The organism is Bacillus sp. FSL R9-9497 (genome assembly GCF_038005805.1).
Classification (GTDB): domain Bacteria; phylum Bacillota; class Bacilli; order Bacillales; family Bacillaceae_G; genus Bacillus_A; species Bacillus_A cereus.
The window spans coordinates 1,827,905-1,849,109 of record NZ_JBBOTY010000001.1; the positions used below are offsets into that span (position 1 = coordinate 1,827,905).

The following is a 21,205-nucleotide window of genomic DNA, read 5'->3' on the forward strand; positions in this document are numbered from 1 at the left end:
TGAAAGTATACTTCATGTAAGGAGCTTTATAAGGAAATACATAATGTGGTTTGTATTAGGTTAATAGAATTTTTTATAGAAGATAGAAAAGGGATGTTTTATATTGAGATATTAAATGAAATGTCGAATTTTCATGCGATATATGAGAAATTTGAAAAAATCATTGCAAAAACACTATAATTAATGATAAAGTTCACATGAAGTTCACACGGATTTCACTTTGTTCATTTAAAATGAACTCTGTGTGAAAAATAAAACTCTTGCTAAAAAATGGAACTGGATGAATATTTTACTTTGATAATATTGTAAAGTATTAAAGTTTTAAGTTTTTTTTAAGAGGATAGTAGGGAAAGGAAGTAAAGACAACTTATGAAAAAAGTAATTGCAGGTTTAGCAGCAGCTTCTGTAGCTGGCGTTGCAGTTCCAGGAATGGATTCTGCTCATGCACAAGTTTCAAATGAAGCGCTAAAAGAAATTAATGGACAAACTCAAACTCAAACTCAAACTCAAACGACTGTAACTGAAACAAAAACTGTAGAAACAACTTCTGAATTAAAATACACAGTAACTGCTGATGTATTAAATGTTCGTTCAGGTGCTGGTACAGGACATAACGTTATTTCTAAAGTGAAATCAGGTCAAGTGCTACAAGTAGTTGGACAAGAAAACGGTTGGTTCAAAGTAAACGTAAATGGTCAAACAGGTTATGTAAGTGGTGACTTCGTAACGACTGGTGGCAAAACAGGAACGACTGTTCAACAAGGAACAGGTACTTACACAGTAAACGTTTCTTCACTTAACGTACGTACAGGCCCAAGTACATCTCATACAGTATTAGGTTCTGTAAACAAAGGTAAAACAGTACAAGTTGTAGGTGAAGTACAAGATTGGTTTAAAATCAACTTCAATGGTGGAACTGGATACGTAAGCAAAGACTTCGTAACAAAAGGTGGTTCTGCTGTATCTAACGAAACACAACAACCAACTACAAACAACAATACTACAACAGTTCAAACTGGTGGTTCTTATGTTGTTAACACTGGTGCTTTAAAAGTACGTACAGGCCCAGCTACATACAACGCTGTAATCGGTGGAGTAACAAATGGTAAAGTATTAAACGTTACTGGTGCTGAAAATGGTTGGTACAAAATTAACCATAACGGCCGCACAGGTTACGTAAGTGCAGACTTCGTTAAGTTTGTAAAAGGCGGAGTAAACAACGTTACAAATAACAATAATGTTACAAATAACGTTCAACAACCAGGTAAAGACGTACAAAAACCAACAACAGGTGGAGATACATCTTCAATCGCTGGATTCGCTAGATCTTTAAATGGTTCACCATACAGAACTGCTGGTACAACACCTGCTGGTTTTGACTGCAGTGGATTCATTCACTACGTATTAAATCAAACTGGTCATAAAGGCGCTCGTCAAACAGTTGCTGGATACTGGAGCTCTAAAACAAAAACTAGCAATCCACAACCAGGTGATTTAGTATACTTCCAAAATACTTATAAATCAGGTCCTTCTCACATGGGTGTTTACTTAGGAAACGGTCAGTTCATTAGTGCAGAAACAGATGCAACTGGTGTACGTATTAGTTCTGTAAGTAACTCTTACTGGAGCAAGCACCTATTAGGTTACACAAAAGCATACTAAGAAAAAGTAGTTTTATATACTTTTCGTATAGAGAAAAGGCTTTCCAAGGAAACTTGGGAAGCCTTTTTATAGTTGAATAAATTGGAAGTTTAATAGTTTTTATTTTAACTTTCCATTTAAAAATCGATCATATAAGTCATGGAAATAGTTAGGACGAAATAAGTTCGCTGCATGTCCCGCTAAAGGTATTTCCTTATATAAAACGTTAGGCAAAATAGATTTCAAATCAAATAGACAAGATTTATAGAGATGATCATGCTCTCCCATTACCCATAGTATAGGGTGAGGAAGTGATTTTAATTTAGATTTTAAATCGAATTCTAACCGATGTCGTAATGACTGGGCAATTATGGATGAATGTAATTGTAATCCGAAACGGTAGTAAATATTTCTTGAAATGACTGCGAACGGATTTGCTTTTAATATACCGCTTGGAAAAATAGTATTTGCGTATTGAGAGAGCCATTTAGAGTATTCATCTCCTCGCTTCTCCCAAAAATTTTGAAATACATTATATAAACGAGAAGGGTTATTGTAATGTCCTCCAATATGACAAATACTTAATACTTTTTCTGGATGCATTTGTGCAAAAATTGTAGAGATGTAACAGCCGTAACTTAGCGCACAAATATGTGCTTTTTTAATACCTTCTTGTTCATATAAGTTTAATAATTGATCTACGAGGCGCTGTAATGAAAAGTCGATTGCTTCTCCTTTATCATCACCGTGACCTAATAAGTCATAAGTTATAATGTTGTAGGAGGCAGAAAATCGTTTTTGCTCTTTTTTGAAGGCGCGACGATTGCCAACTAATCCATGAATAAAAATAATTGTTTCCTTTTCAGAATGTATATTTGTTTGCAAAAAGGATACTCCTTTCACTAACTGGAGATTTATATCGTGTTTTAAATTATTTATCTATAATTTACATAGAATAATATTAAGTACCAGGTAATAATATCAGATGTTTATATCTGTTGTAAAGATGAGTTTTTATGTATATTTTGTAAAAATAGAAAAAGTGTGTTTACATTCAGTTTACATTTGTATCGTATTCTAATTTTAGAAAGAACAGTTTTGTTTAACATGAGGAGATGAACAGGAATGGAAGTTAGAAATGAAATAAAGAAAAAAGGGAGTTGGAGGCAGTTTTTACGCCTTATTCAAGATACAAATCCTCCGAAAGGAATTTTAGTATTTGCGTTGTTAATGAGTTTGCTTTCTACGGGAGCGAGTTTATTTATTCCTATGCTGACAAAAGGATTAGTAGATAATTTTTCGCTTTCTTCAATTAGTGCAGGACAAATTGTTGGGTTAGTTGCTTTCTTTGTAATGCAAACTATTGCGGCAGGGTTGTCTATATATTTACTAAATTATATTGGGCAGAAGATTGTAGCGGGACTAAGAGAACGTTTGTGGAAAAAGGTACTTATCTTGCCGGTATCTTATTACGATCAAAATAGAACAGGTGATACTATTAGCCGTATGACGAATGATACAGGTGTTGTGAAAACGTTAATTTCTGAGCATTTGTCAAACTTATTAACAGGTGGTATTTCAATTGTTGGATCGTTAATTGTATTATTTGTTTTAGATTGGAAAATGACTGCGTTACTTTTAACGGTTATTCCGTTGTCTGTGTTAATTTTAGTTCCACTTGGAAGAAAAATGTATAAGATTTCAAAAGCGCTTCAAGATGAAACTGCATCTTTTACAAGTGTGTTAACGCAAGTGTTATCAGAAATTCGTTTAGTGAAATCTTCAAATACAGAAAAGAGAGAATATGAAACGGGTAATACAGGCATACAAAAGTTATTACAATTTGGTTTGAAAGAAGGAAAAGTGCAAGCATTAATTTCGCCAGTTATGTCGTTTGTTTTAATGGCACTACTTGTTATTATCGTAGGATATGGCGGGATGCGAGTTTCTAGCGGTGCATTAACAACCGGTGAACTTGTAGCGTTTATTTTGTATTTAGTTCAAATTGTAATGCCAATGAGTCAATTATCTATGTTCTTTACACAATTCCAAAAGGCAATTGGTGCAACGGAAAGAATTAGTACGATTTTAGAATATGAAGTAGAAGATCATGAAACTGGTGTGAAAGTGACAAATGCTAAGCAACCGATTGTTCTTGAAAATGTACATTTTGAGTATAACGAAAAAGAGCAAGTTTTGAAAAATATTGATTTCACAATTGAATCTGGAAAAGTGACAGCGATTGTAGGACCGAGTGGTAGTGGGAAAACAACGTTATTCTCATTACTGGAACGTTTTTATGAGCCAACTAGTGGTGCCATTAAATTAGGGGAAGAATCAATTACGAGTTATTCATTACAGTCATGGCGACGTCAAATCGGTTACGTATCACAAGATAGTCCGTTAATTGATGGAACGATTCGTGATAATATTTGTTATGGTGTCGAGGGCGAAGTAACGGATGAAGAAATTGAAAAAGTAGCTGCAATGGCATATGTTGATGCATTTATTCATGACTTACCAAACGGTTATGCAACAGAAGTTGGAGAACGCGGTGTGAAACTTTCTGGAGGACAAAGACAGCGAATTGCCATTGCCCGAGCGTTACTTCGAAATCCGCAAATTCTTATGTTAGATGAGGCGACTTCAAGCTTAGATAGTAAATCTGAGTCTGTCGTTCAAAAAGCGTTAAATAACTTAATGAAAGGCAGAACAACGTTAGTGATTGCGCATAGACTTTCTACTGTTGTAGATGCAGATAAAATTATCTTTATTGAAAAAGGTAATCTTACAGGAAGCGGTACACATGATGAATTATTACAGACGCATGATATGTATCGTGAGTTTGCAACGCAGCAATTGAAAATTAAAGAGGGTGCATTATAAAATGAATCATCAGTGGGATTTTACTCCACTGATGATTCATTTTTAAACAATATATTAGATGCTAAGTAGAAAGGAAATGGTTCCTTTGATACCTAAAATTTTAATAGTAGACGACGATCCACATATTAGAGAACTCGTTTCTGTATTTTTAGAACGAGAAGGTTTTCAAACATATGAGGCAATTGATGGAGTAGATGCACTTCAGAAAATGGATGACGTAAAAGTCGATATGGTTATTCTTGATATCATGATGCCAAATATGGATGGATTTGATGTATGTTTTGAATTAAGAAAATACTATGATATCCCGGTTCTGATGCTAACTGCCAAAGGGGAAACATCACAAAAAGTAAAAGGATTTCACCTTGGGACAGATGATTATCTTGTAAAACCATTTGACCCTATAGAATTAGTAGTGAGAGTAAAGGCATTATTGAAACGTTACCAAATTACAGTTTCCCAATCGATTCAAGTTGGAAATGTATTATTAAATCGTAAAACATTCGAAGTTACATCTGGAGAACAAACGGTTACATTACCGTTAAAAGAATTTGAGCTGCTCTTTACTTTAGGGTCTAAATCGGGAAGAACTTGTTCGAGAGAGCAATTAATTGAAGAAATATGGGGATATGATTTTGAAGGGAATGAACGTACACTAGACGTTCATATTAATCGGTTACGTGAGAAGTTTCAAGAAGAGCAGTCGAAATTTAGTATTAAAACAATAAGAGGATTAGGGTATCGCTTAGAGGTAAGTAAATGAGAAAAAGAAAACGAATGAGTAAGTTGAAGATGCTGAAAGTATTTGGAGCGGTATTAGCGCTCTTTTCTTTTCTTACTATAATTTGGTCTATCGCATTTTATGTAGCAACTAGTATATTGAATGCTTTTGACGTAAACGTATCGCCGTTTGTTGCCTTTCTAATTAGTGATATGGTCGGTTTTGTATTTATTATTCTTATTTGGACATTGATTGGAATATTAATGAGACCAAAACGAGAGGCGATGATTTGGACTATTATTGAACCGATACAAAAAATTGCAAAAGGAGACTTCTCCGTAAAAATACGAAATGAAGAAAAGTATGATGGAGAAATTGGCGTGCTCGTAAAAAGTATAAATGATATGACAGATGAACTGAATACGATGGAGAAAATGAGACAAGAGTTTGTATCAAATGTTTCTCATGAAATACAGTCACCATTAACTTCTATAAAAGGATTTGCTAGAGCACTACAAGAAGATAATTTTTCTGAGGAAAAAAGAAAGCATTATCTTACCATTATTGAAACTGAAACAACGAGATTATCTAAACTAAGTCAAAACTTATTGAAGCTAACTCTTTTAGAATCAGAAGAGTATACACCAGAAAGAGTGAGCTATCGATTAGATCAACAGTTAAAGCAAATTGTGTTAAATAGTGAACCACTCTGGGCTGAAAAAGAAATTGAGTTAGAACTAGATTTAGAAAAAGTACATGTTATTGCTGACCAAGAAAGTATGAGTCAAGTGTGGATTAATTTAATTCATAATAGTATTAAATTTACTCCAAGCGGTGGTACGATTACTATTCAGTTAAAGGAACATGAGACAGTAGTGGAAGTGCGTATCCGTGATTCAGGAATTGGTATATCAGAAGAACAGAAACAACATATTTTTGAGCGTTTTTATAAAGCGGATTCTTCACGAAATCGTGCCTATGGAGGAAGTGGCTTAGGTTTAGCTATTGTAAAGAAAGTACTTGACCTTCATCATGGGGAAATAAAAGTTGAGAGTGAGGAAGGAAAAGGTACTGAATTTATTGTGCGTATGCCAAATCATGAAGAGAAATAGTGTTAGAAGGAGAACCTTCTAACACTATTTCTCTTTAAAAATGCATTTACCGTTACTGCAATTATATTGATAAGCTTTTCCTTCGCTTTTCATACTCATACACTCCCCTATGCTGGATTTGTTTTTATTTTACATGAATAATGGTAAAAAAATGAAACTTATAAATAAAAACTTTCTATAGTTACCTACAAGTAACCTACGCACATGAAAGTGCATCATTGCCTTTTTACATAAACATAGATACAATTTTAATATAATACATAACTGAGATGATTAAGGAGTGTTATACTTGGCAGAATTATTACAAGGTAAAAATGCTTTAATTACAGGAGCAGGTAGAGGGATTGGTCGCGCTGTAGCAATCGCATTAGCGAAAGAAGGCGTAAATGTAGGCTTATTAGCTCGTTCAGAAGAAAACTTAAAAGCTGTAGCGAAAGAAGTAGAAGCAGAAGGTGTAAAAGCTGTTATTGCAACTGCTGATGTTTCTTCATACGAAGAAGTAACAACTGCGATTGAAATGTTAAAAAATGGTTTAGGATCTATCGATATTTTAATTAATAACGCTGGTATTTCTAAATTCGGTAAGTTTTTAGAACTAGACGTTGCTGATTGGGAAAAAATCATTCAAGTAAACTTAATGGGTGTATACTATGCAACTCGTGCAGCTTTACCGAGCATGATTGAACAACAATCTGGTGATATCATTAACATTTCATCTACAGCAGGACAAAAAGGTGCACCTGTAACAAGTGCATATAGTGCTTCTAAATTTGGTGTCCTTGGCTTAACAGAATCGTTAGCGATGGAAGTTCGCAAACATAACATTCGTGTAACAGCTTTAACTCCAAGTACAGTAGCAACTGATATGGCTGTAGATTTAGGATTAACTGATGGAAACCCTGATAAAGTAATGCAAGCAGAAGATATTGCAGAATTTATCGTAGCGCAGCTGAAATTAAATAAACGTACATTTATTAAATCTGCTGGGCTTTGGTCTACTAATCCATAGGAATTAAATTTAACTTTAAAAGAAGGGATATCTATTCTGTAAGGGGTAGATGTCCCTTCTTTATTTTTTGTATTCGAGACAGAATTTTCGGTATAATTAAAAGTGAATGGTAGAAAGCATTGGTAAATTGAAAGGAATGGCAGTTGTAAAAGAGTGATGTAAGGAGGGAAAAGGGATGAAAAAGAAGTTTCAAAAATTATAACATGTATCGTGTATAACGAGATTAGCTCGTGGACCTCCAGTATACATAGCATTATATTATATATTAAAAAATTGGAGGATATAAGTAGATGAGAACTGAAAAAGAAATGTTAGACGTAATTATAAATATAGCAAAAGAGGATGAAAGAATTCGAGCAGTTATCATGAATGGATCGCGTGTAAATCCAAATGTGAAAAGAGATTGTTTTCAAGACTATGATATTATGTATGTTGTAAATGATATACAATCTTTTACGTCTAATCATAATTGGATTCATAGATTTGGAGAAATAATGATAGTACAAATGCCAGAAGAAATGTCGTTAGTTCCACCAGATGAAGATGGGAAGTTTCCATATTTAATGCAGTTCATGGATGGGAATCGGATTGATTTAACGCTAGTTCCAGTTGAGTTAATAAAAAAGTTCGTTGGACAAGATAGTTTAAGTAAACTGCTTCTTGATAAAGATAATTGTCTGGAAGAATTCCCGCCAGCAAGCGATAAAGATTACTTAATAAAAAAGCCTACAGAAAAAGAGTTTTTAGATTGCTGTAATGAATTTTGGTGGTGTAGTACGAATATCGCAAAAGGGTTATGGAGAGAGGAGCTTTCTTATGCAAAAGGAATGCTTGAAGGACCAGTGCGAGATATGTTCATCGTAATGCTAGAATGGTATATTGGTATGAAAACAGACTTTACAGTTAATACAGGGAAGTTTGGAAAGCATTTTGAGCAATATATTGAAGAAGATATGTGGGAGCAATTTAAAAGAACATTTTCTAATGCAGAATATGAAAATATATGGGATTCATTCTTTGTCATGGGTGATTTATTTAGGGAAGTGGCGAACGAAATTGCTAACACGTATGAATATCAATATCCGCAAGATGATGATGATAAAGTGACGAACTATTTAAAACATGTGAAAGCTTTGCCGAAAGATAGTACATCGATTTATTAATAATAGTAAGCAGCAAGACTGTCCTAATTAAGGACAGTCTTATTTTTTGTTTATGAATAACAATTTCTCTAACAAAGTGCAGAGGAATCACATATGAAAAATTAGGGAGGTTTTTTTATCATGTATTATTTTTATTCGCCACAAATGTTTGCTCCATATCATTGGGGACTAGAACGAGACGTTTCATACGCCTATATGCCATATGACTCATTTTATTATGGAGACTATATAAGTTCATTGCCATACGTATATATCCCTCAAAACTATGAAGTACAAATGAAAGCATATGAGCGTGGATCGTGGACACCATTTTCGTGGGTCGAAAAATATGCGTACGCATTTTCCGGACCGTACAATAAAGCGGAAGTCGCTCTTACATTTGATGATGGACCAGATTTAGAATTCACGCCAAAAATATTAGATAAGTTAAAACAACATAATGTAAAAGCTACTTTTTTCTTACTTGGTGAAAACGCAGAAAAATTTCCGAACGTAGTAAAGCGTATTGCAAATGAAGGGCATGTAATTGGTAATCATACGTATAGTCATCCGAACTTAGCGAAAGTAAACGATGCTGAGTATCGTAATCAAATAATAAAAACGGAAGAAATATTAAATCGTTTAGCTGGTTATGCACCGAAGTTTATACGTCCGCCATACGGTGAAATACTTGAAGAACAATTGAAGTGGGCAACAGAGCAAAATTTTATGATTGTACAGTGGAGTGTTGATACGGTTGATTGGAAAGGTGTGAGTGCTGATACGATTACAAATAATGTGTTAGGGAATTCATTTCCTGGAAGTGTCATCCTCCAACATTCAACACCAGGTGGGCATTTACAAGGATCTGTAGATGCACTAGACAAAATCATTCCGCAGTTAAAAACGAAAGGGGCACGTTTTGTAACACTTCCAAGTATGTTCCAGACATCAAAAGAAAGAAAGTGAATGTGTTATGAATTGGGAAAATAAGGTTTATGTCGTATAATGAAAGTGTAAGTTAGGGGGGATATAATTGATTTATGCACTAGTAAACATAGGAATAAGCATATTGATTGGTATTATTTTTGTACTTGCGGCAATTATTCTTCAAAAGAATCCACCGACCGATATTAATGCGGCATATGGTTATCGTACGAAACGATCTATGAAAAATAAGGAATTATGGGGTGCGGGTAACAGGTATAGTGCAGAAGTGATGAAGCAAAATGGATTCATCATGATGTTAATTGGAAGTGTTATTAGTATACTGTTTAGATACTCCCATACAACGTTAGCTATAATGATCTTTATGCTAGTACTAATCATTCGCTTATTCATACGAGTAGAGAAAAGATTGAAGGCACTTGAGCAATAATGAAAAATAGGACTCCACGCAATATAATGTTAGGAGTCCTATTTTATTTATAAACTATTATTTTCTAGTAAGTCTTTTCCTTGTTCAACAACAAATTCATAGTATGCAAGATCATATGGATAAATATCATCAAAAGTTATCGTTATCGGTTTATTGCTCAAAACAGAAGTAGCTGTAAAAGATGAAATTTCACCATTTAATAGTTGTAGAAAAGAAGTTGCATGTACTTTCATCACATCGTCTACTTCTTCACCTGGTGCGAATGGAAGTGGATTGATGACATTGTGAAAATACATATGACAAAATTCACGATCAGTAAGATTTGAAATTTCATAATCTATTTTAAAGATTCCTTTGTATACTAAATCAGTAGTTTGAAAGGAAAGCCCCAATTCTTCTTCGATTTCACGAAGACCACCAATTTGTACATCTTCATCATGCATAATATGTCCAGCTGAAGTAATATCCCATATAAGTGGAGCTTCTTTTTTATTTTTAGAGCGTAATTGGAAATATAAGAATATATCTTTAGCATCTTTTTCTACAAACCAACAATGAAATGTTTCGTGCCAATCACCGTCACGATGCACTTCATCGCGTAATTTCTTCCCAAGTGTATTTCTTTCAGAATCAAATATTGTTAACCACTCTGTCATTTTAATTCCCCTTTCTGCAAATTTTATTATACAATATTCGTATTGAATTTTGGGAAAATAAAGAAAAAGGGGCGATTATAAGTGGAGATAGAGCGTATGGAAATAAAATCGATTATTTCAACAGAGGAAGAGTTACGGAAAATATTGGGGAAACCAAGTGAGCGAGCATTGAAAAAAGTTATTTCATCATTAGACCACCATGGTGTAGATTTCCTTTCTAAATCTCCTTTTCTAGTATTATCTACTGCAAATAAGTTGGGGGAGTGTGACGCCTCGCCGAGAGGAGACGCACCTGGATTTGTATACGTACTCAATAATAATAAAATTATCATTCCAGAAAGACCAGGAAATCGTCGTATAGACTCCATTTTGAATATTATTTCAAATCCACGTGTAGGACTAATCTTTTTTATTCCAGGTCTTGGGGAGACACTTAGAATAAATGGCCGAGCGTATATTACAAACGACGAAGAAATTTTGAAAGAAATGCAGGCGAATGGACGTAATCCGTTGCTTGGAATTGTTGTTGAAATAGAAGAGTGTTACATTCATTGTGCAAAAGCGTTTATTCGTTCGAAGATATGGGATCCAGAATCTTGGTTACATAAAAAAGAGTTACCTTCAGCAGCAAAAATGTTGTTAGAGCATGCGAAAGTGAATGCTTCAGAAGAAGATGTTGCACGTTCTTTAGAAGAAAGTTATACAAAAAGATTGTATTAAAAATTTTATTGATATAATTTTGTAAGGTGAGTATGTACGGGTTTTAGAATGGGGATTTATCCCGCATTAACGGGCAGTAACACCCCTACCTCAAAATTCAGCGAAAGCAAAGAAGTTAGGTGGGGATCAACTGCCCGTAAAAGCCCGATTGGTGAAGGCTAATAATCAGTGGGGATGAACAAAATCCTCACTGATTAAAGTTTCACTTTATATATGAACCGTTGATTTATAAACTGGAGAAATGACAAAATAGGTAAATTGAGTGGCAGTTGCATAATGCTATTGTGAAATATAATAAAAAATTATTTTGAAAATAGTTAGTAAAAATAGGCTTGCTTTTTAAAAATTTGATAACTATAATAAGTTAACAAATAGACATGAACGAAAAAGTAATGATAAGGACACGAAATCATTTTTACGGTTTACAGAGAGGGAAGCCAAGGGTGTGAGCTTCCTAACACGAGAAATGATTTTACCACCTTTGAACTTCAATAGTGAACGAGTAATCTAGTAATTATTGGCGGTATCAGCCGTTATCTGAACTTGAGCAATCTAGAAGGAGATACGTCTAGATTGGAACAAGGGTGGAACCACGAAAACACATTCGTCCCTTTCCTAGGGATGAGTGTGTTTTTTATGGTATAAGAGATTGAAAAATTAAAATAATTAAAAAATAGTATTGATTTTGTTTTTTATGCGAGTATAATGAGTTAACAAATAAACATGAACGAAAAAGTAACGATAAGGACACGAAATCATTTTTACGGTTTACAGAGAGGGAAGCCAAGGGTGTGAGCTTCCTAACACGAGAAATGATTTTACCACCTTTGAACTTCAATAGTGAACGAGTAATCTAGTAATTATTGGCGGTATCAGCCGTTATCTGAACTTGAGCAATCTAGGAGGAAATACGTCTAGATTGGAACAAGGGTGGAACCACGAAAACACATTCGTCCCTTTCCTAGGGATGGGTGTGTTTTTTTACTTTGAAAGGAGGTGCGGTAATATGAAACGATTTATAAGTACGGAAATAACCACCACCTGCATGACAAAAAAGCAGAGTAAGGTGATTTATAGATGTAACAATTAAACTTTTAGGAGGAGATTAGAAGATGAATAACGTTATAAATGTTGGGGTATTAGGTTTAGGTACGGTCGGAAGTGGTGTTGTTCATATTTTGAAAGAACATTATAAAAAAATCGCACTTGATACAGGATACGAAGTGAAAGTGAAAACAGTCGTTGTACGTGATTTGGAAAAAGAACGCGATGTTTGTATTGATGGAATTGCAGTAACAAGTCATGCAGATGAAGTTCTAAATGATTCAAATATTGATATTGTAGTAGAGGTAATGGGCGGAATTGAAGAAGCAAAACAGCATATTGTTAAGGCTTTACGAAATAAAAAACATGTCGTAACAGCAAATAAAGATTTAATGGCTGTATATGGTGCAGAGCTTCTTCAACTGGCGAACGATAATGATTGTGATTTATGTTACGAAGCGAGTGTAGCGGGCGGTATTCCAGTGTTAAGAGGACTAACTGATGGGTTAGCATCAGATCAAATTGAAAAAATAATGGGAATTGTAAATGGTACAACAAATTATATGTTAACAAAAATGAGTCAAAATGGATGGTCTTATGAAGAGGCTTTACAGGAAGCACAAAAATTAGGCTTTGCAGAATCGGATCCGACAGCAGATGTAGATGGACTAGATGCGGCGAGAAAAGTAGCAATTCTTGCAAACTTAGGTTTTTCGATGAATGTTTCATTAGATGATGTGCAAGTAAGAGGGATTCGAAAGGTCGAAAAAGAAGATTTACAAATGGCTGAAAAGTTAGGATTTACTATGAAGTTAATTGGTAAAGCTGAAAAACAAGGACCAGCCATTCATTTAAGTGTAGAACCGACGCTTTTACCGAGCCAGCATCCATTATCAAATGTGAATAATGAATTTAATGCGGTGTATGTCCATGGCCAAGCGGTAGGAGAAGTGATGTTTTATGGACCCGGAGCTGGGAAGTTACCGACTGGTTCTGCTGTAGTAAGTGATATTATTTCAATCGTTAAAAATATGAATCAAGTTCCGAAAAATAAAAGTGCGTTAAAAGAACCAGTTCCTTATGAATTACAAGGTGATGAAGAAGTAGTTTCGAAATATTTCTTACGTATTTCATTACAAGATGAGCCTGGGATGTTACGAAAAATAACAGAATGTTTCGTTAATTATTCTGTAAGTTTAAAAGAGGTTATTCAATTACCTTTAAACCGTGAACTGGCAGAAGTCGTTGTTGTGACACATCGAACTTCCAAGTATCAATTTGAACGAGTTTTAGAAGCGATAGAAGCTGTCGCAAGTGAAATAAACAGTTACTACATTATTGAGGAGGAAAAACAATATGTATAAAGGACTATTAAAACAGTATGCGTCTTATTTACCGGTGAATGAAAATACACCTGATGTCAGCTTAATGGAAGGAAACACACCACTTATTCCATTATTAAATATATCAAAACAATTAGGGATTCAGCTATATGGTAAGTACGAAGGAGCGAATCCGACAGGTTCTTTTAAAGATCGTGGTATGGTTATGGCAGTTGCTAAGGCGAAAGAAGAAGGTTCAGAAGCAATCATTTGTGCATCAACAGGTAATACATCAGCGTCAGCTGCAGCATATGCGGCACGTCTTGGGATGAAATGCATTATCGTAATACCAGAAGGAAAGATTGCACATGGAAAATTAGCGCAAGCGGTCGCTTATGGAGCTGAAATTATTTCAATAGAAGGGAATTTCGATGATGCGCTTAAGGCTGTAAGAAATATTGCTGCAGAAGAGCCGATTACGTTAGTAAACTCAGTAAATCCTTATCGAATTGAAGGGCAAAAAACAGCAGCGTTTGAAATTTGTGACCAATTGCAAAATGCACCAGATGTTCTAGCTATCCCTGTTGGGAATGCAGGGAATATTACAGCGTATTGGAAAGGCTTCTGTGAATATGAGAAAGAAAAAGGTTATAAAAAGCCAAGAATTCATGGCTTTGAAGCGGAAGGAGCAGCTGCAATTGTAAAAGGGTATGTAATTGAAGAGCCTGAAACAATTGCAACAGCGATTCGCATCGGTAACCCGGCAAGTTGGTCGTATGCAGTAGAGGCTGCCGAGCAGTCTCGTGGTGAAATAGATATGGTATCAGATGAAGAAATTTTACATGCGTATAGGTTATTGGCAAAAACTGAAGGAGTTTTCGCTGAACCAGGATCAAATGCTTCATTAGCCGGCGTAATTAAACATGTTCAATCTGGGAAAATCAAAAAGGGAGAAACAGTTGTTGCGGTATTAACTGGAAATGGTTTGAAGGATCCTGATATCGCTATTTCTTCAAATCAACTAGACATCGCAAGTGTGTCAAATGATATAGAACAAATTAAAGATCATATTAAAGGGGTGATTATGTCGTGATACCATTTAGCGTTCGTGTCCCTGCTAGTACGGCGAATGTTGGTCCTGGATTTGATTCAGTTGGAATAGCTTTGTCATTGTATTTAGGTGTGGTGGTTAAAGAAAAAGCTGATAAATGGCAAGTAATCCATTCCTTTGAAGAATCAATTCCGACAGACGATAAAAATTTAATCGTTAGCACGGCATGTAAAGTATGTCCTTCTATATCACCCCATATAATAGAAGTTACTAGTAATATCCCATTAACGAGAGGGCTAGGAAGTAGTGCATCAGCGATTGTAGCTGGGATAGAGCTTGCGAATCAACTAGGCAATTTGAACTTAACTGCTGATCAAAAAGTTCAAATTGCTACAAATTTTGAAGGACATCCTGATAATGTTGCTGCTTCTATATTAGGTGGAACTGTAATTGGAGCACTTGATGGAAAGGATGTTTCCGTCGTAAGAATTGAGAGCAAGGAATTGGGTGTAATTTCTCTCATTCCGAATGCAGAATTAAATACAGATGAAAGTCGATCTGTATTACCAAAGATGTTTCCGTTTCATGAGGCAGTTAAAGCTAGTGCGATAAGTAACGTATTAGTAGCTGCATTATGTCAAAAGCGGTGGGAAGTTGTAGGTGAAATGATGGAGAGAGACCATTTTCACGAACCATATCGTTTAGAACTCGTACCATTATTACCATCTATTCGTAAATGCGCAAAAGAATTTGGTGCGTACGGCACAGCACTTAGTGGTGCGGGGCCATCTATTTTTATATTAACGCCATATGAGAAGCGTCAAGAAATCGCTGAGCAATTAGCGAGAGTATTTACAGATATGAAAGTATGTGAGCTTGAAATCGACCATAAAGGTATTATTGTAAATAAGGAAGAGCATATTGGATCGTAAAGAAAGCTGGCATGGCTAGCTTTCTTTACGTTGCAAACCTATTTTAAATTAGGTTTTTTCGGAAAAATATAAAACAAATGTTGATTTTGAATAATGTAAGTAAAGAGTGCATTCATTTTGGAGGTGATTAAATGAATAAAGAGTCACCAGAAGAAAAAAGAGAGCGTATGAGACAAAGTGAATTAAAAAGTAATCCTACGGGTTCTTTACGTGACGGACTCAATAGAGCGGAAACGGGTAGTCCAGTTGATATAGCAGGCGGTATGAATTGGAAAGGTACAGGAATAATCATTTTAGTACTACTTTTAGGATACATTGTATACACTTATTTTTTCAGTTGAAGAATGCTTGTTAAAATTTTGATTTGTTTAGTTTCATAATTGTTGAGAAAAAATGTAGTTACTGTATTACATATCTTCTAAGCGAATTATAGTTGTTCATATCAACTTTTAATACTCCAAACAGAGCTAGCAAAATGCTAGCTCTATTATTTTTTGCCACATTCCTGTAACAAAGCATCTGTATATTCATTGGTGGAGGTGCAGAGGATGAAAAAAATGATAGCGATATGTCTTCTTACAACTATGTCGTTTTCGACTTTAGTCGGTTGTGACGTAAAAGGTAGTAATGCTGTACAAGAGTCTAAAATAAAGAAAGCGACGTATAAAGATTTTACTTATGATGTAAATCCAGAAACATTCACATTAACTGTAGAACATGAGGGGGCAAAGGAACAGGCATCACAACCCCTACCGAAAATGAAGGTATCGAATGTAAAAAAAGAAAAGGATCGTACATCGTGGGAATATCCAGATCAAAAAGTAAAAATAAAATTAGAAAAGAAAAAAGACCACTTAAACATTGAAGTGGAATCGACTGGTGCAGAAAGCTTTACATGGCCGAAAGTAGAAGCTGAGAATTATACACTTCCGTTATGGGAGGGTAAGCAAATTCCGAGCAATGATGAGAATTGGAAGAAGTTTTTAAAGGATGATGCATATTCATTTGCTGAATCATTTTCTATGAAGTTTTTCGCATTAAATGGTTCGAAATATTCAATTGTATATATTGCAAAGAATATGTTTAATAATGAATTGAAATTTCATTCGGATCCGAAAATAGGGTTTGATTTTACACATGAATTTCCGAGCATAAATAAAAATAAAACATATGGATTTCAATTATATGTGACAAATAATGATGCGGTAAGTATTGCTAAACTATATAAGGATGATATTGTTCGAAAAGGTGAATTTAAAACATTACAAGAAAAGGCTAGAAAAAATAAAGAAATCGAAAAGTTATATGGAGCGGCGCATTTTTATTTTTGGAATCAAAATGGTTTATCAGAAAATAATATAAATTGGCCAAAACTAAGGGAGCAAATAAATAGCCCGCTGTTTAGTCATATAAAAGAACTTATTCAAAAGAATAGTTCAGAGCCTGGGGAACTGAATGTATTAGATCAAGTAAGTAAACAAGATTTCATTGATAAGTATCAAAAAAATGTTATTTTACGTTATATAAACGAAGTATTATCGATGAAGGAATTTTATAAAGAGGATATTTTCCAAAACGTTGATCAGGAAGCTGGTGCGCTAATAAAGAAAGGTGTAGGTCACTTAACGAAGACAGAATTGTATAGCTTAAATAAGCATTTATTAAAGTCGCTACTTGGTGATGCGGTTGAAGAGGTAAGTAAATGGGGTAATGCAGATGGAACGGACATATTAAAGGAAATGAAAGAGACAGGAATAGAAAAAGCGTGGATTGGTCTGCCGAACTGGGAACAAGGATTTATGCAACCTAATTTTGTGACAAAAGCTAAGGAAATGGGATATTTAGTTGGTCCGTATGACTCATATCATTCCATTCACGAAAAAAGTGATAAAAATTGGAACACAGCATTCTTTAATGACCCATCATTATACGAAGAGGCTACTGTAACGAAGAAAAACGGAGAAAAGGTGCAAGGCTTTTTAGGTAGAGGTCGCAAGTTAAACCCGACTTTATCGCTACCTAGTGTAAAGGAACGCATGAATGATATATTACAAAATGGCCCTAAATATAATTCATGGTTTATTGATTGTGATGCGACAGGTGAAATTTACGATGACTATTCAGCGAAACATATAACGACACAAGAGCAAGATTTAAAAGCACGTTTAAAACGAATGGACTACATTGCGCAAGAAAAGGGTATGGTCGTTGGTTCTGAAGGCGGAAATGATTTTGCTAGTAGTACGATTGCATTTGCACATGGAATTGAAACACCTGTTATTAAATGGGACGATGAAGATATGCGGAAAAATAAAACAAGTCCGTATTATGTCGGTGGATATTGGTCACCAAATCAAAATGTGCCTGAAAAATATGCAAAACAAGTACCATTGAAAGAAGAATATAAACAAGTATATTTAAACCCAGTATATTCGGTACCATTATATAAATTAGTATACAATGATTCCGTTATTACAACGCATCATTGGGAATGGGGAAGTTTAAAGGTAAAAGATGAAGTTGGAAATCGAATGCTGTCTGAATTATTGTATAATGTTCCTCCGTTATACCATTTAGATGAAGTAGAGTGGAATAAGCATAAAAAAGAAATTACAGAGCATCTAAAAGTTTGGAATGAAGTTCATGAAAAAGCAGTAAAAGAAGAGATGACGAATTTTGCGTATTTGTCAGAAGATAAGCTAGTACAATCTGTTTCTTATGGAAAAGATATTAAAATCATTGTGAACTTCTCAAATGAAGACATGGAAGTAGAAAAAACGAAAATAAAAGCAAAGTCGGCTTACATTGATAATCAGGGGAAGAAAAGCGTGTATACGCCGTTTGAGAAATAATAAAGTCAAATATACTGTATTCATAGAGATTTTATAATTAGCTGGATTCTTTATTCATATCGTTTGTTAAGAAAAAGACATCCTAATTTAAAATGAAAGAGTTAATAAATTTGTAAATTCATATGTTGCGAAGTGCTAAATTTTTGAAATTGGTAAATAGTGACTTGCCAAAAATAAGTACGAGAGTATAATGTGAAATGGAATACGTATTGGGTTTAAGTAGTAACCTTACAAAATTGTAAGGTTAGTGAAAGGAAATTCAATATGAAGATAAATAGACTTACATTATACTTGGTAAAGAGAAAGAGAGGCGAATGGGTATGAGCTCTGAATTAGAACAAAATACGAGAAGTAATAAAAAGCGTTCTAAAAGAAAGTCAATAAAATGGTTCATATTAATTCCATTTTTCCTACTTATTTTTGGAGGAGTAGGATATGGTTCGTTTATATATAATAAAGCAAAAGCTGTTGTAAATGATGCGTATGCAAAAATTGATAAGTCATCAAAGCGTGATAAAGAAGTCGAACCTTTAAAGGATAATATTTCAATATTAATCATGGGTGTAGATGGAAGTGAAATGAGAAAAAGCCAATATGGCGAAGCAGTTCGAACAGATGCACTTTTATTAGCAACAATTAATAAAGATGATAAGTCTGTTAAGCTAGTAAGTATTCCACGTGATTCACGTGTTTACATTCCAACTAGAAAAAAATTAGATAAAATTACTCATGCTCACGTATTTGGTGGCGTAGAAAGCACACGCGATACGGTGGAAAGATTTTTGAATGTACCTGTTGATTATTATGTGAAGTTTAACTTTGAATCATTCGTACAAATTGTCGATTCAATTGGTGGTATTGATATTGATGTACCAGTTACTTTCACTGAACAAGATAGTAAAGACCAAGCTGGTATGATCCATTTAGAAAAAGGTTACCAACATTTAAATGGAGAACAAGCTCTTGCACTTGCAAGAACGCGTAAAATTGATAGTGACGCAATGCGTGGACAGAGACAGCAACTTGTAATAGAAGCAATTGCTAAAAAAGCGATGTCTGTTCAATCAATTAGCAAAATGGGCTCTTTACTAGATGCGGTTGATAAAAATATGAAAACGAACTTAACATTTGACGATATGCTTGCCATTACAAAAAATATGGCAGGATCTAATTTGGAAATGGAAAAATTGCAAATAGAAGGTACAGATAAACGTATCGGTGGTATTTATTATTACATTCCAAATGAAAAAAATGTAAAAGATATTTCAAAAAAATTAAATGATCATTTAGGTGTAACGCCAAAATCAGTCCGAAACGAATAATAAAAAAAGATTGGCTTTTGCCAATCTTTTTTTTTGGAATGTATTTGTAACTTTTCTGTAACGATTTTTTAGTTTAGAAAAATTATACTCATATGTATGAGTATAATGGATAGGTAAAAAAGTAAAAGGACATATTCAAAATTTGTGGTAAGGAAAGATATCATATGCAGAAATGGTTAAGCATGATGGGAATTATCTTTATATTGACTGGATGTAAAATGTCTGAAGCTCCAACAAGTCTAATGGAAGCTCCTACAAATGAAAAATGGATTAATGAATTAAAGGAACAAATTGATAAAGATTTACCTGTTAATTATCGCTTACTTACTCCAATGTCTAATAGAGATAAACAGACGACATGGTCAATGAATTTCGAACGAGATAATAAAAAAGAAGCTGTCATCGTATATAAAATACCTAATGAAGATTATCATATATATTTAGCCGTATATGAGAAGAAAAATAATGGATGGAATATGAAGTCAACCTATACATTTGATGGGGAAGAAGTAGATATTGTTGAGGTAGGAGATTTCACAGGGAGTGGGAAAAGGGAACTATTGATAGGAATAACTACCAATCGTGATTTATTAGAAAACACAATGTATGTTTTTTCCGATGAGAGTGACGATATAAAGGAATTTTATAGACAGAAGTATACAAAGTTATTTATAGATGATTTAAACAAAAATGGTTTTAAAGACATAAGCCTTGTTTCGTATATGAAAGATGAACAGTTGAAGGTTCAGTTCATTGAAAAGTTTAAGGTATTGTCAGAGGTTACATTTGATCCGTATATAAATAGTATTCAAAGAATACAAATGGGCCGTATTTCTAAATCATTAAAGGCAGTTGTAATCGATGCGGGAACAGGGGCTCATTCAGGTATAACTTATGTAGCAAAATTTGATCAGGATCATTATGAAGTATTACCTATAGATGGGAAAGAAGATTTATTTAATGAATATGTTGTAGAAAGTAAAGATGTTAATGAAGACGGCATTATTGAATTTGTTCGTACTGTACGTCCAAAAGGTTGGGAGGATAAATCACATGGTGATAGTCCGCTTTTTGAACGTTACATACAGTGGAGTGAATCTGGAATTAAACCAATTGAAGAACGATATATAGATATAGAAAAAGGGTATTATGTGAAAATTCCTAAAGAGTTAATAGGGAAAATTACAATACCAGATCAGCAAAAAGAATCAAATTCTCAAAAGTTTTTGGATACAAGAACAAATAAAATATGGCTTGAAGTTCATATTTTTAAGCGGAAAGAATGGTTCAATATAAAAGGCTACAGCGCAGCAATTAAAACGGCTTCTCACGTATATGCAGTACCGAAGCAATCGGAATTTGAAAAAGTGAAAGCATATATAAAACCGCTAGCGGATTATCAACAAGAGTAGGAGGT

The 21,205-nt window shown here is 34.3% G+C and carries 18 protein-coding genes, 1 pseudogene and 2 other annotated features; of the genes and pseudogenes, 16 read left to right on the forward strand and 3 right to left on the reverse strand.

From position 1 onward, the window contains the following. Positions 1–369: 369 nt before the first annotated feature. Positions 370–1,662 (forward strand): enterotoxin EntFM, encoded by a 1,293-nt coding sequence (gene entFM, locus MKY21_RS09495; protein ID WP_000755498.1) that lies wholly within the window; start codon positions 370–372, stop codon positions 1,660–1,662. Positions 1,663–1,761: 99 nt separating this feature from the next. Here entFM and MKY21_RS09500 read toward each other — a convergent pair whose 3' ends face one another. After that, positions 1,762–2,526, reverse strand: coding sequence for an alpha/beta fold hydrolase (locus tag MKY21_RS09500; RefSeq protein WP_001194306.1), 765 nt, complete (start codon positions 2,524–2,526; stop codon positions 1,762–1,764). A gap of 240 nt (positions 2,527–2,766) precedes the next feature. Between MKY21_RS09500 and MKY21_RS09505 the strand changes: the two genes are divergently transcribed. The 3 genes from MKY21_RS09505 to hitS all read left to right on the forward strand — a co-directional run bounded on the left by MKY21_RS09505 (position 2,767) and on the right by hitS (position 6,360). Next, positions 2,767–4,527, forward strand: coding sequence for an ABC transporter ATP-binding protein (locus tag MKY21_RS09505; protein WP_242320121.1), 1,761 nt, complete (start codon positions 2,767–2,769; stop codon positions 4,525–4,527). Positions 4,528–4,612: 85 nt separating this feature from the next. Beyond that, positions 4,613–5,290, forward strand: a complete 678-nt coding sequence (hitR, locus tag MKY21_RS09510) for an envelope stress response regulator transcription factor HitR (RefSeq protein ID WP_000612414.1) — start codon at positions 4,613–4,615, stop codon at positions 5,288–5,290. Further along, positions 5,287–6,360 (forward strand): envelope stress sensor histidine kinase HitS, encoded by a 1,074-nt coding sequence (hitS, locus tag MKY21_RS09515; protein ID WP_142954707.1) that lies wholly within the window; start codon positions 5,287–5,289, stop codon positions 6,358–6,360. Before hitR ends, hitS begins: the two co-directional genes overlap by 4 nt. A 24-nt stretch (positions 6,361–6,384) precedes the next feature. On the opposite strand, the pseudogene MKY21_RS31155 reads toward hitS, so the two are convergent. After that, positions 6,385–6,453 (reverse strand): annotated as a pseudogene (locus tag MKY21_RS31155) (DUF3139 domain-containing protein); the annotation flags it as partial. Between the two features lie 196 nt (positions 6,454–6,649). Between MKY21_RS31155 and MKY21_RS09520 the strand changes: the two are divergent. The 4 genes from MKY21_RS09520 (at position 6,650) to MKY21_RS09535 (ending at position 9,889) form a co-directional block, all read left to right on the forward strand. Next, positions 6,650–7,369 carry a 3-ketoacyl-ACP reductase gene (locus tag MKY21_RS09520; protein ID WP_215712499.1) on the forward strand — a complete coding sequence of 240 codons (720 nt, stop codon included), beginning with the start codon at positions 6,650–6,652 and terminating at the stop codon, positions 7,367–7,369. A gap of 290 nt (positions 7,370–7,659) precedes the next feature. Beyond that, the gene (locus tag MKY21_RS09525; RefSeq protein ID WP_341076051.1) at positions 7,660–8,532 is read left to right on the forward strand and encodes an aminoglycoside 6-adenylyltransferase; all 873 of its coding nucleotides are present in this window, start codon (positions 7,660–7,662) and stop codon (positions 8,530–8,532) included. 120 nt (positions 8,533–8,652) lie between these two features. After that, positions 8,653–9,480, forward strand: a complete 828-nt coding sequence (locus MKY21_RS09530; RefSeq protein ID WP_325764029.1) for a peptidoglycan-N-acetylglucosamine deacetylase — start codon at positions 8,653–8,655, stop codon at positions 9,478–9,480. A gap of 70 nt (positions 9,481–9,550) precedes the next feature. Further along, a complete protein-coding gene (locus tag MKY21_RS09535) occupies positions 9,551–9,889 on the forward strand; it encodes an SdpI family protein (protein ID WP_033667343.1) in 339 nt (112 codons plus the stop codon). A 47-nt stretch (positions 9,890–9,936) separates the two neighbouring features. Here the strand turns inward: MKY21_RS09535 and MKY21_RS09540 are convergent, their stop codons facing one another. Then, entirely contained in the window at positions 9,937–10,545 is a 609-nt protein-coding gene (locus MKY21_RS09540) for an NUDIX hydrolase (RefSeq protein WP_000141384.1), read from the reverse strand. Between the two features lie 81 nt (positions 10,546–10,626). Here MKY21_RS09540 and MKY21_RS09545 point away from each other — a divergent pair, with 81 nt between their 5' ends. From MKY21_RS09545 to MKY21_RS09580, 8 genes are all read left to right on the forward strand, one after another. Next, entirely contained in the window at positions 10,627–11,265 is a 639-nt protein-coding gene (locus tag MKY21_RS09545) for a pyridoxamine 5'-phosphate oxidase family protein (protein WP_061664160.1), read from the forward strand. Positions 11,266–11,648: 383 nt separating this feature from the next. After that, positions 11,649–11,880, forward strand: a binding site (T-box leader). Between the two features lie 114 nt (positions 11,881–11,994). Then, positions 11,995–12,226 (forward strand) — a binding site (T-box leader). A 151-nt stretch (positions 12,227–12,377) separates the two neighbouring features. After that, positions 12,378–13,673 carry a homoserine dehydrogenase gene (locus MKY21_RS09550; protein ID WP_001066900.1) on the forward strand — a complete coding sequence of 432 codons (1,296 nt, stop codon included), beginning with the start codon at positions 12,378–12,380 and terminating at the stop codon, positions 13,671–13,673. Continuing rightward, a complete protein-coding gene (gene thrC / locus MKY21_RS09555; RefSeq protein ID WP_341076057.1) occupies positions 13,666–14,724 on the forward strand; it encodes a threonine synthase in 1,059 nt (352 codons plus the stop codon). The genes MKY21_RS09550 and thrC overlap by 8 nt, the downstream gene beginning before the upstream one ends. After that, a complete protein-coding gene (gene thrB, locus MKY21_RS09560; RefSeq protein ID WP_000612105.1) occupies positions 14,721–15,614 on the forward strand; it encodes a homoserine kinase in 894 nt (297 codons plus the stop codon). Before thrC ends, thrB begins: the two co-directional genes overlap by 4 nt. Before the next feature lie 131 nt (positions 15,615–15,745). Beyond that, entirely contained in the window at positions 15,746–15,955 is a 210-nt protein-coding gene (locus MKY21_RS09565) for a DUF6366 family protein (protein WP_001031483.1), read from the forward strand. A 207-nt stretch (positions 15,956–16,162) separates the two neighbouring features. Continuing rightward, the gene (locus tag MKY21_RS09570) at positions 16,163–18,466 is read left to right on the forward strand and encodes a glycoside hydrolase (RefSeq protein WP_044795760.1); all 2,304 of its coding nucleotides are present in this window, start codon (positions 16,163–16,165) and stop codon (positions 18,464–18,466) included. A gap of 320 nt (positions 18,467–18,786) precedes the next feature. Next, the gene (locus MKY21_RS09575) at positions 18,787–19,788 is read left to right on the forward strand and encodes an LCP family protein (protein ID WP_002163948.1); all 1,002 of its coding nucleotides are present in this window, start codon (positions 18,787–18,789) and stop codon (positions 19,786–19,788) included. A 164-nt stretch (positions 19,789–19,952) separates the two neighbouring features. After that, positions 19,953–21,200, forward strand: coding sequence for a hypothetical protein (locus MKY21_RS09580; RefSeq protein ID WP_001174875.1), 1,248 nt, complete (start codon positions 19,953–19,955; stop codon positions 21,198–21,200). Positions 21,201–21,205: the final 5 nt, after the last annotated feature.